Origin of the sequence: Cohnella nanjingensis, from assembly GCF_014212125.1 — a bacterium.
GTDB classification, from domain to species: domain Bacteria; phylum Bacillota; class Bacilli; order Paenibacillales; family Paenibacillaceae; genus Cohnella; species Cohnella nanjingensis.
Map to the genome: position 1 here is coordinate 170,953 of NZ_JACJVP010000007.1, position 14,493 is coordinate 185,445.

Below are 14,493 nucleotides of genomic sequence, written 5' to 3' on the forward strand. Positions count from 1 at the left end.
CCTAGCGCTTTCTCGAAGACTTTCTCCAGATCGTCGGCGCTCTCCGGGATGACCTACTCGTCGATGTCATTCTCCTTGGTGTATGTATCGGTCAACGGGTTCTAAGGCGCGCCTCCGTCCCGAAAGGTTGCACCCGACCGCGAACGCATCCATTGTTCCAGGTACCGGGTTACGCCATCGTCATCGTTACTGCCGGCCATGGCGGTGGAGAGCGCTGCGATGTCCGGATGCGCTCCCGCAACGGCGATGCGGGTCCCGGCCGTTTCGAACATGCCCAGGTCGTTCAGGTTGTCGCCGAACACCGTGACCACCTCGGGCTCGCCGTTCACGAGCGCCGCCCACTTCCGCAGCCCTTCCTTCTTGTTCGCCAGCCGGTCGCTGAACTCGAGGAAGTAATGATCCGCGATATAGGCGTCTTTCATGAGGTGCACGTGGATCCGATCCCCGAACCTCCGTTGAACTTCCTCCTTAAGTGGGTTAAGCTCATCCCATAATCCGATATAGGTCACGATCAGCGTGCGGAACGTCTCCGGACAGCTCAGCCGCGTCACCTCCGCGAATCTCGGATCGTTCGGGCGGCTGGCGTAGAACTGCAGCTCTCCGGAGCGGACGAGCCGTTCGTGCAGGACCCTCTCCCGATCTTCGTCGTCCAGCGCGAAGAGGAGCGGCAGCAGGCCGTGCGCTCTCCCGAGGCCGATGATCTCATCGGTCGTCGCGGGATTCAGCCAGGCGCCGTCCAGCACCCGCTGGGTGGCCGGATCGAAGAGGACGGCGCCGTTGTACAGCACGACCGGGTATCGCCAAGGGACGGCGGACACGATCTTGTGGGCGCTGATATAGCTCCGGGCGGTCGCGTAGCTGACGAAGAGGCCTTCATTCAGCGCCTGGGTGAGGATGCGAACCGAGTAGTCGGAGAGGGATGCGTCCGAGCGGAGCAGGGTGCCGTCGAGATCGGTGAGGAAGTACGACATCGGATAGAGGACCCCCATGAGAAAGGTAGTGACGGCGATGATGCCATCCTGGACAAGTTATCCGGAGCAGGCGGAAACGATCGAAGCGGCGGAGCGGTTCGCCAGATCGGTCCATGAGTGCGACCGTACCGGCCACGACTGGTGGCACGTGCATCGCGTGGCGCGCATGGTGGAGCGGCTGGCGCGCGAAGAGGGCGCCGACGCGTTCGTCTGCGTCGTCGCGGCGCTGCTGCATGATGTCGCGGACGAGAAGCTGAATCCCTCCAAAGAAGAGGGATTACGGAAGGTCGGCGACTGGCTCGCGGGCCGGCCGCAGATGACGGAGGATGAGCGTCTGCATGTCATGGACATCATCTCGACGATGTCCTACAACGGCGGAGGCAATCCGCCCATGCGCACGCCGGAGGGACGGGTGGTGCAGGATGCGGACCGCCTGGACGCCATCGGGGCGATCGCGATCGCCCGGACCTTCGTCTATGCCGGGTGGAAGGGCGATCCGCTCCACGATCCCCGGATCCCGCCGCGCGAGAAGATGACCGCCGCCGAATACAGACAGGACAAGAGTACGGCGATCAATCATTTCCACGAGAAGCTGCTGAAGCTCAAGGACCGGATCAACACGGGGTCTGCGCGCAGGATCGCCGAAGAGCGCCACCGCTATATGGAAGCCTATCTGGCGCAATTCGGGCTGGAATGGGAGGGAGAGGCCTAAGCCTGCTCCTCCGGCGATAAGGGCTGCGTCATCTGGACCTGCTCCATGAGCAGGGAGAATCCGGCTTGCTCCAGCGCCTGAACGGCCTCGGCGTGCGAGGCGGGCAGGTTCATCGTCCGGCGCGTGAGGGACGGATGCGGGGGGAAGACGGCAGCTAGCAGGTGTCGGACGATGGCGCCTGCGTCCTCGCGGCGCTCGTCGGCTCGGCACTGGAAGAGCGATGCGGAAGCGGGGTTGCCGTGCTCATCATAGGCGAGCTTGAACAGCGCATAGCCGAGCGGCCGGTCCTGATCGTCGTACAGGATCGCGGACTCGGCGTTCGTCAGATTCGCCCACTGGGTCTGCCAGGGCGCCGAATGGTCGTAGAAGGACAAGCCCCGAACGTCAGGCGCCGTGCCGAGCTGTACGCGGAACGGCCCCGTCCCGGCTGCGGCGAAGGTCACCGCCGGCAGTTCGCCGGTCTGCTGAAGGATCTTCAGCCGGTTGATCGTCCGGTAACCCATCCGCTCATAGAGCGCGATGGCGGGCGCGTTGGCCGCGATCGCTTCGAGCGTCGCCAGGCCGACGCCGTGGGCCGCATAACGGCGGAGCGCCTCAGCGATCATAAGCTTGCCGATACCCTGCCCCCGATAGGCCGGGGCGATCCCGGTGCCGCCGTTCCAGGCCGTCTTCGTCCCCCCGATCGCGCGGGCCCCGCTCAGCACGAATCCGACCGGCTTGCCTTCCAGGACGGCGGCGAAGGACAGATCGAGCGAGAGATGCTCGGCGGCGAAGCGCCGGAGGAACCCTTCCGGCGACTGCGTCGCGTCCACGAAATATCCGGTGAACCCTTCATTCCACATCACAGCCAGCTGATCTAACGTATAATCGCGTAACGACTTGAATTCCATGCGCTCGGCGCCTCCTAGGGTCAATGATTCTACGGATAACTTCGCGATCTACCTGTCGTTCCCCTTCCTCACGATGTTTCCGATTTCCAGTAAACGTATTGTCAACTATATCGTGGTGTGATACAGTCGAGCCATGATATATCGCATGACGATATAGCGAGGGTTGTTATAGCCGAACTCGCTCCATGAACCGAGAGAGGTCTATGCCCGATGACGATGGACGCCCTGCAACGCCAATACCTACCGATGTCGGAGACGATGTTCTACATCTTGCTGTCCTTGACGGAGGCCCGTCATGGCTACGGCATCATGCAATACGTGGAGGAGCTTACGGACAAGCGGATTCGGCTGGGCGCCGGGACGCTGTACGGCAGCTTGTCCCGGATGGAGAAGGACGGCGTCATCGTATTCGTGCGGGAAGACGACCGGCGCAAGACTTATCAGGCGACTGAAGACGGCAGAGCGCTGCTGAAGCTGGAGATCGCCCGGATCTCGGAATTGCATCGCAATGCCATGACCGTGTGGAGGGACCGGGATGAGTAACGTGAAGCGCGTGAAGAAGTGGTGGTTCAGCTGGGATTCGGACAAGATCGAGCAGTGGATTGAGGAGATGGAGGCGCAAGGGTGGCATCTGACCGCGGTCACGGGGAATGCGATCCACTTTGCATTCGAGAAGGGCGAGCCGCGGCGGATGCGCTATTGCGTCGACTATCAGAGCGCCCGGAACCGGGACTATATCGCGCTCTGCCAGGACGCGGGCTGGGAGCTCCTCTACGACAAGATGGGCTGGTACGTGTGGCGGATGCCCTATACGGATACGCGGCCCGAGCTGTACTCCGACGTGGACTCGCTCATGGACCGCAACAAGCGGCTCATCGCCATGATGGCGACCCTGACGTTCGCGCAGATCCCGATCATCGTCGCGCTCTTCTCCACCTTGAATCGGTTTCCGTACATCTACCTGATCTATGCGGCGCTGTTCGCCTTCTTCCTCTTCGGGATCGTGCGGCTCAATGCCGCGAATACGCGGCTGCGGGGGCGACGGGAAGACATCTCATAAGCTTGGCACGGGAAGGGCTGGATTCAGCCCTTCTTTTTTTATGAAAATGAGTCTTGGCCATTATCGCTTTCAGGGCTTACACACCTAATAGTCGTACGGAATATTCGTCTTCGGTTGGGCAAAGGTCGCCCGGAATTCATCGGCTGGGACCTGTCCGGTGGTGCTTGTCGGTGGTGCTTGATGGTGGTGGTTGATGGTGGTGGTTGATGGTGGTGCTTGCCGGTGGTGCTCGCTGGTGGTGCTTTCTCGTGGNNCGGCGTTGGGGGTCCGGAGGTCTGGGGATTCGAAGGTCTGGGGGTCGGAGGACTGGAGGATTCCCCGATGTGCGATCCTTTTATAACCTGTCGCAATTTTCATTATAGCCTGTGACTTGGTAAGGTCATGCGTTTTTTTGTGCGGATAAGGTAGGGAAGAGGAAGCGCTTTGTGCGAGACATGGTAAGCAAGACGCATGTTTGCCGCTGACCGGCGACCCGGAGATTGCCCGCTGGAACGGCTAATCCGTATCGAGCGGCCAACCCGCGCAAGTATATGGTTTTAATGGTCTAGACGACTCGCGACCAGATGCCTGGCAGTATATCGCAGAAGTGCAGGATGCAGGCAAACAGGCGAACGCTTCCGTGTATCGCTAATTAAGAAAAGGATATGAAGGGTTTGAAGTGAAATGTATTGTAGAGAAGCATACAAATGGCGTTCAGGAGGTTACCCGTATGTCCGAGACCCATATCGCCCCATGGCTTTCTGTGAGTAACGCGGCGGAGGCTGCAGCATATTACAAGGCCGCGTTCAGCGCGGTCGAGTTGTATCGCCTTGAGGAGGGCGGGCGGCTGGCTGTCGCTCAACTATCCATCGGGGGAGGGGATTTCTGGATTCAAGAAGACCCTGACTCCAGCCCGGAGTCGATAGCTAGGGGATCGGTTCGAATGATCCTGACCGTCCAAGATCCGGATTCGGCGTTCGAACAGGCCGTGGCCGCCGGCGCAACCGGAGTCGTACCCGTAGGCGAGGGTCACGGCTGGCGTATCGGACGCATCGCCGACCCGTTTGGCCACCATTGGGAGATCGGCAAGCGGCTTATTTAAACCAATCCATTGACGGGAGCGCAAGGCGGACTAACTGATAGTAATTCACTTGACAAAAGTTATTAGATAAATTAAGTTATTTATGTCTAATACCTTGAGGTTAAGATATTTGCATGGCGAGTGTAGCAAGTGGGCTTTTTAGATAAACTATTGGGCAGAAGGACTATTGAGGAGGAAACCGAAATGTCAAAATTAAACATCGGTATTATTTTAGGAAGCACGCGTCAAGGCCGTCTAAGTCCACAAGTTGGAGATTGGGTAAAAAGTGTCGCTGATAAACGCGGAGATGCTAATTACGAAATCGTAGATATTGCAGATTTCAAGCTTCCGCTTTTCGGAGAAGTTGATGCTACAGAACAAGCGACAGCATGGAATGTAAAGCTTGCTAGCTTGGATGGCTTCGTATTTATCGTTCAAGAGTACAATCACAGCATTTCGGCTTCATTGAAAAATGCACTTGATTATGCGCGCGAGGCTTGGAACAATAAGGCGGCAGGCATCGTAAGCTATGGTTCCGTAGGCGGCGCTCGCGCAGCTGAACATTTACGTGGAATTTTGGGAGAATTGTCCGTAGCGGACGTCCGCGTTCACCCGGCATTGTCACTTTTCACTGATTTTGAGAACGGAACTGTTTTCAAACCGGCTGATCTGCATCTTACCAACGTTAATGGTATGCTTGATCAAGTGCTCGCTTGGAGCGGCGCATTGAAAACATTGCGTTAATAACAACTTTTACGGAAACGTGTTCTGTATCTTTATTATTGCAAAGACCGGCAAGCTCCCTTCCCAGGAGCAGCCGGTCTTTTGCTCTTTCTGAACCTCTGCAAAACGGATTTTAATCTAAAAAAGGGAAATCATTCAAAACCTTGTTCAAAACGGTGCCGCGGATGGCATCCATGATCATAAGGCGGGAGACTGCGCGGCTGGGCCGAGCGGATGACGAGGGACTGAAGAGTAGATGGGGGCTATTTCAATGCCTGTTTTCCAAAATTAACGATCCACAAATATAATTTAAATATTCCTTTACGGGAATATTCCCTATGTGGTATATTCAATTCAGAAGGACATCGACTACAAATAAACCAAGCGAAGGAGAATAAAAAATGAGAAAAGTGATCGTATCGGAGTTCGTATCGTTGGATGGCGTGATGGAGGAACCGGGCTGGACGTTCCAGTTCGGCGGCGAGGAACAGGATAAGTTCAAGTTCGAGGAGCTTAAGGCGAGCGACGCGCTGCTGCTGGGACGCGTAACCTACGAAGGATTCGCAGCCGCTTGGCCGAACATGATCGAGCAGACAGGGGAATATGGCGAGTGGATGAACGGCTATCCTAAGCATGTCGTGTCCACGACCTTGGATCGGGCGGAATGGACCAATTCGAGCGTGATCAAGGGCGATATCGCGGAGGAGATCACGAAACTGAAGGAGCAGCCGGGCAAAGACATTCTCGTATTCGGAAGCTGCGCGCTTGTGCAGACGCTTCACAATCTCGGTCTGATCGACGAATACCGGCTCATGGTGTACCCGATCGTCGTAGGCAGCGGAAAACGACTGTTCCAAGATGGCTTGAATCAGACCGTGTTGAAATTGACGGAAACGAAGACGTTCCAAACGGGTGTCGTCGTGCTCACCTACCAAAAAGCTTGATGGGAATGGCGCCATAAATGGAGATAAGACCAGCTCGATACAATCCGGTATCGGGCTGGTCTTTGAAGGTGGGACAGCGAAGGATGGATCATACAATCTTAAGTGCGCTTGCCGAGCCCAGACGCTTGCAGATTGTTGAATTACTGCAGGATGGTCCGTTAACGGTGGGGGAGATCGCGGATCATCTTCAAATTCGCCAGCCGCAGGCGTCTAAACATCTGCGTATCTTATATGAAGCCGGGGTCGTGGATTTTGACGTCGATGTGAATCGGCGGATCTACAGGCTGCGGCCCGAACCGTTCGTGGAGATCAACGCTTGGTTGGAGCAATACCGCGGAATGCGGGAGGAGAAGCTCGACAATCTGGATGACTATTTGCAGCAGTTGCAGAATAAGAAGTAGTGCTTTGAATCCCATTGCATACGGTTACGGAGCAAGTTAAAAGACGAAGACCGGTTCGTTCCTCTAAGGAGGAGCTGCCGGTCTTCGTCTTGGTCAGGACAAAAATACAAAATTAAGCGTATACTTAATTAAGTTATTGGTTTATAATGAGCGCATGGACACATTCACAGCGATAGCAGACACCACGAGACGCCGTATCATCGAATTGTTGGCCGCCCATGGCCCCTTGTCCGCGACGGAGATCTGCAGCCACTTCGAGATCAGCCCCCAGGCGATCTCGCAGCACCTGAAAGTGCTGCGCGAGGCGAATGCCGTCTCGGTGGAGAAGAAGGCGCAGCAGCGCATCTACCGCCTGAACCCGGAGTCGATGTCGGAGGTAGAGGACTGGGCGAAGCAATTTCGGGAGATGTGGAGTCAACGATTCCAAGCGCTCGACCGCCTGTTGGAGGCGCGCAAGGCGAAGCAGCAGCTTCATACAAACCCAATGGAAGGGAAGGAAGATTCATGACCATCAGCTATGAGACCAAGGTAACCGCGGAGCCCGGCAAGCAGTTGATCTTGATCGAGCGGGAGTTCGATGCCCCCCGGGAGCTCGTATTCGAAGCATTCACCGATGCGGAGCTGTTCGTGGAGTGGATGGGGCCGCGCAATCTCGCCATGACGCTCGAGACGTTCGAACCGCGGGACGGCGGGTCGTGGAGGTACATTCATCGCGACGAGGCCGGCAATGCGTACGGATTCCACGGCGTGTTCCATGAAGTGTCGGCACCGGAGCGAATTATCCAGACCTTCGAGTTCGAAGGGCTTCCGGAGAGGGGTCACGTCACGCTTGAGACGGTGATCTTCGAAGAGCTGCCGGGAGGCAAGACCAAGATTCGGATGGAGTCGGTCTTCCGTTCGGTCGCGGATCGGGACGGCATGGTGCAATCCGGGATGGAGGGCGGTCTCAACGATTCGTTCGGACGACTCGTCGAGCTGCTCGAGAAGCTAAAGAACAAGTAAGCGGAGAGAGAGCCGGGAATTCCTCGATAGAGGGTCCCGGCTTTGTTGTTCTGAGATGCGAACCTTTGGCGAGGTGGACCAAAAAAGCCGCGCAATCGGATCACCGATTGCGCGGCTTTTTATATATGAAAAATTAGACGATGCCCTGTACGATCATGGCGTCCGCCACGCGCAGGAAGCCCGCGATGTTGGCGCCGACGAGCAGGTTGCCGGGGTGTCCGTACGCTTCCGCCGCCTGCACGCTGCTCTCATAGATATTCTTCATAATGACATGCAGCTTGGTGTCCACTTCCTCGAAGGACCAGGACAGGCGCATGCTGTTCTGAGCCATCTCGAGCGCGGAGACGGCGACGCCGCCCGCGTTGGCGGCTTTGGCCGGCCCGAACAGCACGTGGTTGTTCAGGAACACCTCGATCGCTTCCAGCGTGGACGGCATGTTAGCCCCTTCGCCGATGGCTTGGACGCCGTTGTCGACGAGCGTCTGGGCCGAGTGCTCATCGATCTCGTTCTGGGTGGCGCAAGGCAAGGCGATGTCGCACGGGATCGTCCAGATGCCTTGGCAGCCTTCCGTATAGGTGGCTCTCGGATGCTCTTTGACGTATTCGCTGATCCGCTTGCGCTCGACTTCCTTCAGACGCTTCACGGTACGGACATTGATGCCGTCAGGATCGTAGACGTAGCCGCCGGAGTCGCTGCAGGCGACGACCTTGGCCCCGAGCTCCTGCGCTTTGGCCATGGCATAGGTGGAGACATTGCCCGACCCCGACACGACAACCGTCGCGTCGTTGAAGCTCAGACCCCTGAATTTGAGCATCTCGCCTACGAAGTAGACGCAGCCGTAGCCGGTCGCTTCCGTGCGGGCCAGGCTGCCGCCGTAGCCGACGCCCTTGCCGGTCAATACCCCGGCTTCATGGCTGCTGCGGATACGCTTGTACTGGCCGAACATGTAGCCGATCTCGCGCGCGCCGACGCCGATATCGCCGGCCGGCACGTCGCTGTCGGGACCGATGTACTTGAACAGCTCGGTCATGAAGCTTTGCGTGAAGCGCATGATCTCATTATCCGATTTGCCTTTGGGGTCGAAGTCGGAGCCGCCTTTGCCGCCGCCGATCGGTTGGCCGGTGAGCGCATTCTTGAAGATCTGTTCAAAGCCGAGGAACTTGACGATGCTGGCATTAACGGAGGGGTGGAATCGAATGCCGCCTTTGTACGGGCCAAGGGCGCTGTTGAACTGCACGCGGTAGCCGCGGTTCACCCGCACCTTGCCGCTGTCGTCGACCCAAGGTACGCGGAAGTAGATCACGCGCTCCGGCTCGACGAGTCGTTCCAGGACGCCGCTGTCTTTGTAGCGCGGATGCTTGGCGAAGACCGGCACGAGCGAGTCCAGAATTTCTTTGACCGCTTGGTGGAATTCGGCTTCGTGCGGGTTCCGCGCGATGACGGATTCGTATACGGATTTGACGTATTGCTCGGCCTCGATCCGGCTTTGTTCGGTTACTGCAATAGCCACGTTTGGCAGATCTCCCTTCCATGTTTGCATTAAATGTCAAAAAATTTGTACTTTATAAACAAAAAGTCTAACCAATCTTAGCGAATGACGCAAATAAAATTTTTTTTGAAGGTTGAACAAATAATATAATGGGCGAAAAACGAAAAGCCCCGTCATGAGACATGACGGGGTTAATTCGCGAAGCGTATGGGTTACAGCAGGTCGCGGCGCAGGTCGCCGGCGGGCTTCGGCGACAGGTGGCCGAGCGGAATGTCGAACACGGTCCGGGCGCCGGTCTGGCCTTCTTGACGCAGCCGGTAAGCCGCGCGGGCGTAGGCGACCAGGACGCTGGCCGTGAATTCCGGATTGCTCTCGAGCTTGAGGCCGAATTCGATGATCTGCTTCGTGCCTTGGCCCGTAACGCCGCTGCGGATGACGAAGCCGCCGTGCGGCATGCCTTGATGCTCGGCGCGGAGCTCGTCCTCGGAGATGAAGGTGACCGTGGTGTCGTAATCCGAGAAGTAGTTCGGCATATTCACGATCGTCTGCCGGATCTGCTCTAGATCGGCGCCTTCCTCCGCAACGACGTAGCACTGCCGCAGATGTTTCTCCCGGGTCGTGAAGTCGGGCGTCTCCCCTGCGCGGATCCGGTCGATCACTTCCTGCACCGGCACGGTGTATTGCACGCCGTTCTTCACGCCCGGCACCCGCCGGATGGCGTCGGAATGCCCTTGGCTGACGCCTTTGCCCCAGAACGTATACTCCTTGCCCTCGGGGAGAATCGCGCCGGCGAGCAGCCGGTTCAGCGAGAAGAGACCCGGATCCCAGCCGGTCGAGATGACGCTGACCGTGCCGCCCTGCGCCGCAGCCGCGTTAACCGACTCGAAGAATTCGGGGATCTTCGCATGGGTGTCGAAGCTGTCTACCGTATTGAACATGCGCGCCAGCGCCGGGGTCTGCTCGGGCAGATCGGTCGCGGAGCCGCCGCACAGAATCATCACGTCGATCTTGCCGATGTATTGCTCCGCTGCGGAGATGTGCTCGAACCGCGCGCTTCCGCTGTCGGATGCCAGTTGATCCGGCTGCCGCCGGGTAAATATCGCGACCAGATCGATATCCGGATTTTGCGCAATAGCCTTCTCTACGCCTCTGCCGAGGTTGCCGTAGCCTACAATGCCTGCCTTTATGGTACTCAGATGGAGCGCCTCCTTTGTCGATAAGCGGTTCACTTGCCTCTATATTAGTATATAGATGTTACATGATATGTAAACTATAAATCGAAAAGAAACGTATTTTGTCGCGAGAGACAGGAGTGGTAGACTGGTAGAGTATGCATGACTATCGGGTATAAGGGAGGACGGATAGGCGATGAAAAGGAATCGGCTAGGCGCATCCGGGCTGCTCGTCGGCGAGGTCGGACTTGGCTGCATGTCGCTGGGGACGGAGGAACGGAAGGCGACGGCACTCATCCATGAGGCGCTGGAGCGCGGCGTCAATCTGCTGGACACCGCCGATCTGTATGACGGCGGACGCAACGAGGAGATCGTCGGCCAAGCGATCCGAGGGCGGCGCGAGCGCGTGGTGCTGGCTACGAAGGTAGGAAACCGGCGGATCCCGGGACAAGAGGGGTGGACCTGGGACCCCTCCAAGGCGTATATCCTGTCGGCCGTCAAAGAAAGCTTGCGCAGGCTCGGGACGGACTACATCGATCTGTACCAGCTTCATGGCGGAACGCTCGACGATCCGATCGACGAGACGATCGAGGCGTTCGAGCAGTTGAAGCGGGAAGGGGTCATCCGGGCGTACGGGATATCGTCGATCCGTCCTAACGTAATTCGGGAGTATGCCGCGCGAAGCGCCGTCGCGAGCGTCATGAACAGCTACAGCATCGTGGACCGCCGGGCGGAAGAGACGGTGCTGCCGCTGCTGCAGGAGCGGTCGATCGGCGTCATCGCGAGAGGGCCGGTGGCCAGCGGAGCGCTGGCGGCCAATCGGCAGCCGGCGAAGGGCGTGCCGGACTACGAACTGGCGGAGCTGATCGCGCTGCGCGAGCGGCTGCAGGAGCTGGCGACGCCGGAGCGGAGCCTCACGCAGCTCGCGATCCGTTACTCGCTGAGCCATCCGGCGGTCGCCGTCGCGATCCCGGGGGCCAGCTCGCGCGAGCAGCTGCTGCAGAACATCGCGGCCGCGGACGTACAGGAGCTGTCGGCGGAGGAAGTGCAAGCCATTCGCCGCATCAGTAAGGCGAATCGCTATGCGGTTCATCGCTAAACCTTAGAATGCACTAGCAGATAGATAGCCGTACCAGATGAACGATCGGTATTTGGCATTCCGGCATTTGGCTTTCTAGCGTTCAATCTAGCAATCCAGAAGAAACGGCGCGTGCGCCAATTCGATAGAATGAACGGAGGATACGACATCTCAAGGAGGAGTGCGTCATGACGAATTCGTCCGGCAAGAGAACGGATTCCGCTACCAGAGTCATTCAGGCATCGCCGCAAACCATCTATCAGGCATTCATAGATCCGGAGGCGCTGGTCTCATGGCTGCCGCCGAAGGGCATGAAGGGTCATATTCAAGCGTTTGACGCCCGAGAAGGCGGAGCTTATCAGATGTCCCTTACCTATATCGGAACGGATCACACGCCCGGAAAAACCTCGGAAGATGCCGACGTCGTCCAGGGGAAATTCCTGGAGCTGATCCCGGACGAGCGAATCGTGCAATTCGTCGAATTCGAGTCCGATGATCCCGCGTTCGCGGGCGGGATGACCATGACATGGGCCTTGGCGGCCGTCCCGGGAGGTACCCAAGTCACCATCGTATGCCAGAACGTACCGGAAGGTATCCGGAAGGAAGATCATGACGAAGGGTTGAGATCCTCTCTGGAGAACCTTGCGGCCTTTGTCGAATGACGCTTCCTCCCCGGTCTCAATTCCTTTAAAGGAGAGGCTTCATTTGACGGGAATTGACATCGGATGACCTAAAGAATATTAAGATAGATCGTTCCGATGTTGGGAACATCAGAACATTGGGAGATATATTATTGCGAGTCGCGTATCACGAATCCGTCCATACCGGGCAATTGTTGGACTACATGCGAACGATGGGGATCGATCGCCCTCGTATATGGGATTAGATTACAACGGATAGTCGTAGCGGATTAAATCCGTTGTGTTGCGCCACTTTGTCATAGAGCGCGTGGGCGACGGCGTTGTCTCGGCGGGTCTGCCAATAGAACCTGGAGACGCGATGCTCGCGCGCCGCTTGGGCGACGCGCTCGATAAGCGCCCGAGCGGCTCCGTGACCGCGGACGTCCTCGCCGACGAAGGTCTTGGAGATAGCAGGCGTCGTCCGTCCAGATCGTAGGGCGATACAGATAGTGAGCGATTCCGATCAAGCGGCCTTGAAGGCGCGCACCGAACCCGTAGATGCCGTCGCGGGCCGCCAGGCGCCGCCAGGTCTCGTCGTTATCCTTTCCTTTGCAGCGTTGGTATGAGAATCATACGGGCGATGCGGCCTCGAATGAAGATCCAATTCCGAGCAATTGGAGAGGTCCAGTGGATGAAGCGACAACAAACCCGCCTTCGGCTTGGCCAGAGGTGGGTTTAACCATGTCTGCTTGCTGTGTCCGATATGGGCAAAAAGCCTACAGTGGGAGGTCAGGCTGCGGCGGAAGTCTGAGCGGCTCATACCTTTCGGCAATATCCATATATCGGTCAGTCTGTCTTTGCCGATGCTGCGTGACTTCCCAGTGCTTGCAGCGCGCCGCGTCGCGCCTGTGATGGGTGCTGTTGAAGAGTACATCGGCGTGTCCGACGTGCGGGTGCTGGACGGGTGCTACGCGGTTTGGACGGCGGCAGGCTTGCCGGTGACGGCGGAAACGCCGCAGCCGGCCGCGCTCCGCTCGCGCTTCGGCGCGCTCGGTCAGGATGACGAGGTCATCGTCTACTACGGCTCCGGCATCTCCGCCACACCGAACGTGCTGGCGCTTCACGAAGCGGGCTTCCGCAACGTGAAGCTGTATGCGGGGAGCTGGAGCGATTGGATCTCCTACGCCGACAACCCAATTGCGGCGGGAGAAGAGTAAGAGCCGAGAGGCTGCATCGAATGCGGGTTGGAGGGCTGTGACAGGTTGGGAGCAAGTGACCTGTTCCAGTCCTTTTTGAGCCTCTCTGCAAACAATTTGCAAACAAGATGATGGAAAATGGGGGTATATTGACAGCATGCTGTCAAATTGTTATGATGCAATTATGAATACAATAGACAAACCAGAGGACCCCTTAAGCAGATTTTCATTGAGCATTTTCCACATTAATGGGTTACTAATGCGTTCCGGGGACATTATCACGCGTTCAATTGATCAAAGCAGTGCCAGGTGGCAGGTCCTTGGTCGCATTGGATATAAACCTCAAACGGTGGCAAAGATCGCTCGTGATATGGGGCATGCACGTCAGAGCGTGCAACGTGTTGCAGACGTATTAGTAAATGAAGGTCTGGCTATCTATAAGGACCACCAGACCGATCGACGCACAAAGCTGATTGAACTTACTCCGAGAGGTGCAGAAGTGCTGGGTGCTATCTTCGAGCAATATGCTGAGTGGAACCAGCATCTAATTACCAAACTCGACCCAGAGCAATTGGATAAGATAGCAGATGCTCTTGAGAATGTCGGGCGAATTCTGGAGAAGGAGGTAAACTACTTTAGTAATGGGAATTGGAAAAGCATTAATGCTGTAGAAAAAAATGATAATGAGAATAATTGATTGTTGGTGGTTAAAAGAGGTCGTAAATCTAAATCAATTAGGAGGCGTAGCATCATGCAGCGCTTATTTATTTGGGTCGAAATTCCCGTGGGTAACATGGAACGAGCAAAAACGTTTTACGAGCAGATTTTTAAGATTGAAATGCCAAAAATGGCGATGGGGGATAGTAATTATGCGTTTTTCCCTGTTCAGGAGCAGTTTAATGGGGGGGCTCTGGTTCAGGGCCCGAATCACAAGCCAGCAGTAGATGGCGTTACTGTATATCTGGACGGAAGCCCCGATCTAGCGACAATTCTGTCACGGGTTAACGAGGCAGGTGGACAGGTGATCATGGAGAAAACGTATACTGGGAAGAATGCCGGCTATTTGGGGATGTTTCTAGATTCTGAAGGAAATCGCATCGGACTACAGCATTTGTGAACTTCCGCGAACGCGATATTTTTCCTGTTTCCCGTTCTAAATGGGAACTGGATGCAGG

18 protein-coding genes and 2 pseudogenes are annotated in these 14,493 nt (G+C 56.9%); 15 read left to right on the plus strand and 5 right to left on the minus strand.

The genetic code is table 11. From position 1 onward, the window contains the following. Positions 1 to 101: 101 nt before the first annotated feature. Positions 102 to 989: an HAD-IIB family hydrolase gene (locus tag H7C19_RS06595; protein ID WP_246469327.1), complete on the minus strand. Its 888-nt coding sequence runs from the start codon at positions 987 to 989 to the stop codon at positions 102 to 104. On the opposite strand from H7C19_RS06595, the gene H7C19_RS06600 reads away from it, so the two are divergent. Beyond that, positions 988 to 1,683 (plus strand): HD domain-containing protein, encoded by a 696-nt coding sequence (locus H7C19_RS06600; protein ID WP_246469328.1) that lies wholly within the window; start codon positions 988 to 990, stop codon positions 1,681 to 1,683. The two genes, H7C19_RS06595 and H7C19_RS06600, sit on opposite strands and share 2 nt — an antisense overlap. On the opposite strand, the gene H7C19_RS06605 is transcribed toward H7C19_RS06600, so the two are convergent. After that, on the minus strand, positions 1,680 to 2,573 hold the full coding sequence (locus tag H7C19_RS06605) for a GNAT family N-acetyltransferase (protein ID WP_185141791.1): 894 nt from the start codon (positions 2,571 to 2,573) through the stop codon (positions 1,680 to 1,682). The two genes, H7C19_RS06600 and H7C19_RS06605, sit on opposite strands and share 4 nt — an antisense overlap. Positions 2,574 to 2,783: 210 nt before the next feature. On the opposite strand from H7C19_RS06605, the gene H7C19_RS06610 reads away from it, so the two are divergent. The 8 genes from H7C19_RS06610 (at position 2,784) to H7C19_RS06645 (ending at position 7,763) form a co-directional block, all read left to right on the plus strand. After that, positions 2,784 to 3,116, plus strand: coding sequence for a PadR family transcriptional regulator (locus H7C19_RS06610; protein ID WP_376775326.1), 333 nt, complete (start codon positions 2,784 to 2,786; stop codon positions 3,114 to 3,116). Next, positions 3,109 to 3,633, plus strand: a complete 525-nt coding sequence (locus H7C19_RS06615) for a DUF2812 domain-containing protein (RefSeq protein WP_185141792.1) — start codon at positions 3,109 to 3,111, stop codon at positions 3,631 to 3,633. The genes H7C19_RS06610 and H7C19_RS06615 overlap by 8 nt, the downstream gene beginning before the upstream one ends. A 709-nt stretch (positions 3,634 to 4,342) precedes the next feature. Beyond that, on the plus strand, positions 4,343 to 4,714 hold the full coding sequence (locus tag H7C19_RS06620) for a VOC family protein (protein ID WP_185141793.1): 372 nt from the start codon (positions 4,343 to 4,345) through the stop codon (positions 4,712 to 4,714). Between the two features lie 183 nt (positions 4,715 to 4,897). Continuing rightward, positions 4,898 to 5,437 carry an NADPH-dependent FMN reductase gene (locus H7C19_RS06625; protein WP_185141794.1) on the plus strand — a complete coding sequence of 180 codons (540 nt, stop codon included), beginning with the start codon at positions 4,898 to 4,900 and terminating at the stop codon, positions 5,435 to 5,437. 380 nt (positions 5,438 to 5,817) lie between these two features. Next, positions 5,818 to 6,360 carry a dihydrofolate reductase family protein gene (locus H7C19_RS06630; protein ID WP_185141795.1) on the plus strand — a complete coding sequence of 181 codons (543 nt, stop codon included), beginning with the start codon at positions 5,818 to 5,820 and terminating at the stop codon, positions 6,358 to 6,360. Between the two features lie 83 nt (positions 6,361 to 6,443). After that, positions 6,444 to 6,761 (plus strand): ArsR/SmtB family transcription factor, encoded by a 318-nt coding sequence (locus tag H7C19_RS06635; protein WP_185141796.1) that lies wholly within the window; start codon positions 6,444 to 6,446, stop codon positions 6,759 to 6,761. Positions 6,762 to 6,915: 154 nt separating this feature from the next. After that, a complete protein-coding gene (locus H7C19_RS06640) occupies positions 6,916 to 7,269 on the plus strand; it encodes an ArsR/SmtB family transcription factor (protein ID WP_185141797.1) in 354 nt (117 codons plus the stop codon). Continuing rightward, positions 7,266 to 7,763: an SRPBCC family protein gene (locus tag H7C19_RS06645; protein WP_185141798.1), complete on the plus strand. Its 498-nt coding sequence runs from the start codon at positions 7,266 to 7,268 to the stop codon at positions 7,761 to 7,763. The genes H7C19_RS06640 and H7C19_RS06645 overlap by 4 nt, the downstream gene beginning before the upstream one ends. A 133-nt stretch (positions 7,764 to 7,896) precedes the next feature. Here H7C19_RS06645 and gdhA read toward each other — a convergent pair whose 3' ends face one another. Together gdhA and H7C19_RS06655 are read right to left on the minus strand one after the other, a co-directional pair. Then, complete coding sequence (gene gdhA / locus H7C19_RS06650; RefSeq protein WP_313731435.1) at positions 7,897 to 9,273, minus strand: NADP-specific glutamate dehydrogenase; 1,377 nt, start codon at positions 9,271 to 9,273, stop codon at positions 7,897 to 7,899. Between the two features lie 191 nt (positions 9,274 to 9,464). Then, positions 9,465 to 10,448, minus strand: coding sequence for a diaminopimelate dehydrogenase (locus H7C19_RS06655; RefSeq protein WP_185141911.1), 984 nt, complete (start codon positions 10,446 to 10,448; stop codon positions 9,465 to 9,467). A gap of 172 nt (positions 10,449 to 10,620) precedes the next feature. Between H7C19_RS06655 and H7C19_RS06660 the strand changes: the two genes are divergently transcribed. From H7C19_RS06660 to H7C19_RS34645, 3 genes and pseudogenes are all read left to right on the plus strand, one after another. Beyond that, on the plus strand, positions 10,621 to 11,523 hold the full coding sequence (locus H7C19_RS06660; RefSeq protein WP_185141800.1) for an aldo/keto reductase: 903 nt from the start codon (positions 10,621 to 10,623) through the stop codon (positions 11,521 to 11,523). A 167-nt stretch (positions 11,524 to 11,690) separates the two neighbouring features. Further along, complete coding sequence (locus H7C19_RS06665) at positions 11,691 to 12,164, plus strand: SRPBCC family protein (RefSeq protein WP_185141801.1); 474 nt, start codon at positions 11,691 to 11,693, stop codon at positions 12,162 to 12,164. Between the two features lie 59 nt (positions 12,165 to 12,223). After that, positions 12,224 to 12,388: pseudogene (locus H7C19_RS34645) on the plus strand (DinB family protein); the annotation flags it as partial. On the opposite strand, the gene H7C19_RS35420 reads toward H7C19_RS34645, so the two are convergent. After that, positions 12,385 to 12,630 carry a GNAT family N-acetyltransferase gene (locus H7C19_RS35420; RefSeq protein ID WP_313731454.1) on the minus strand — a complete coding sequence of 82 codons (246 nt, stop codon included), beginning with the start codon at positions 12,628 to 12,630 and terminating at the stop codon, positions 12,385 to 12,387. The pseudogene H7C19_RS34645 and the gene H7C19_RS35420 sit on opposite strands and share 4 nt — an antisense overlap. Positions 12,631 to 13,153: 523 nt before the next feature. Here H7C19_RS35420 and H7C19_RS06675 point away from each other — a divergent pair. The 3 genes and pseudogenes from H7C19_RS06675 to H7C19_RS06685 form a co-directional block, all read left to right on the plus strand. Continuing rightward, positions 13,154 to 13,339: pseudogene (locus tag H7C19_RS06675) on the plus strand (rhodanese-like domain-containing protein); the annotation flags it as partial. A gap of 136 nt (positions 13,340 to 13,475) precedes the next feature. Continuing rightward, a complete protein-coding gene (locus H7C19_RS06680; protein WP_246469329.1) occupies positions 13,476 to 14,015 on the plus strand; it encodes a MarR family winged helix-turn-helix transcriptional regulator in 540 nt (179 codons plus the stop codon). A 54-nt stretch (positions 14,016 to 14,069) separates the two neighbouring features. Continuing rightward, entirely contained in the window at positions 14,070 to 14,435 is a 366-nt protein-coding gene (locus tag H7C19_RS06685; RefSeq protein ID WP_185141802.1) for a VOC family protein, read from the plus strand. The last annotated feature ends 58 nt before the right edge of the window (positions 14,436 to 14,493 follow it).

Excerpts from the sequence above, each read along its gene's own strand:
- H7C19_RS06660 (WP_185141800.1), top strand. The coding sequence starts at position 10,621 with ATGAAAAGGAATCGGCTAGGCGCATCCGGGCTGCTCGTCGGCGAGGTC.
- H7C19_RS06605 (WP_185141791.1), bottom strand. The coding sequence starts at position 2,573 with ATGGAATTCAAGTCGTTACGCGATTATACGTTAGATCAGCTGGCTGTG.
- H7C19_RS06615 (WP_185141792.1), top strand. The coding sequence starts at position 3,109 with ATGAGTAACGTGAAGCGCGTGAAGAAGTGGTGGTTCAGCTGGGATTCG.
- H7C19_RS06685 (WP_185141802.1), top strand. The coding sequence starts at position 14,070 with ATGCAGCGCTTATTTATTTGGGTCGAAATTCCCGTGGGTAACATGGAA.
- H7C19_RS06630 (WP_185141795.1), top strand. The coding sequence starts at position 5,818 with ATGAGAAAAGTGATCGTATCGGAGTTCGTATCGTTGGATGGCGTGATG.
- H7C19_RS06665 (WP_185141801.1), top strand. The coding sequence starts at position 11,691 with ATGACGAATTCGTCCGGCAAGAGAACGGATTCCGCTACCAGAGTCATT.
- H7C19_RS06635 (WP_185141796.1), top strand. The coding sequence starts at position 6,444 with ATGGATCATACAATCTTAAGTGCGCTTGCCGAGCCCAGACGCTTGCAG.
- H7C19_RS06600 (WP_246469328.1), top strand. The coding sequence starts at position 988 with ATGAGAAAGGTAGTGACGGCGATGATGCCATCCTGGACAAGTTATCCG.
- H7C19_RS06645 (WP_185141798.1), top strand. The coding sequence starts at position 7,266 with ATGACCATCAGCTATGAGACCAAGGTAACCGCGGAGCCCGGCAAGCAG.
- H7C19_RS06625 (WP_185141794.1), top strand. The coding sequence starts at position 4,898 with ATGTCAAAATTAAACATCGGTATTATTTTAGGAAGCACGCGTCAAGGC.
- H7C19_RS06620 (WP_185141793.1), top strand. The coding sequence starts at position 4,343 with ATGTCCGAGACCCATATCGCCCCATGGCTTTCTGTGAGTAACGCGGCG.
- H7C19_RS06610 (WP_376775326.1), top strand. The coding sequence starts at position 2,784 with ATGACGATGGACGCCCTGCAACGCCAATACCTACCGATGTCGGAGACG.
- H7C19_RS06680 (WP_246469329.1), top strand. The coding sequence starts at position 13,476 with ATGCTGTCAAATTGTTATGATGCAATTATGAATACAATAGACAAACCA.
- H7C19_RS06595 (WP_246469327.1), bottom strand. The coding sequence starts at position 989 with ATGGGGGTCCTCTATCCGATGTCGTACTTCCTCACCGATCTCGACGGC.
- H7C19_RS06640 (WP_185141797.1), top strand. The coding sequence starts at position 6,916 with ATGGACACATTCACAGCGATAGCAGACACCACGAGACGCCGTATCATC.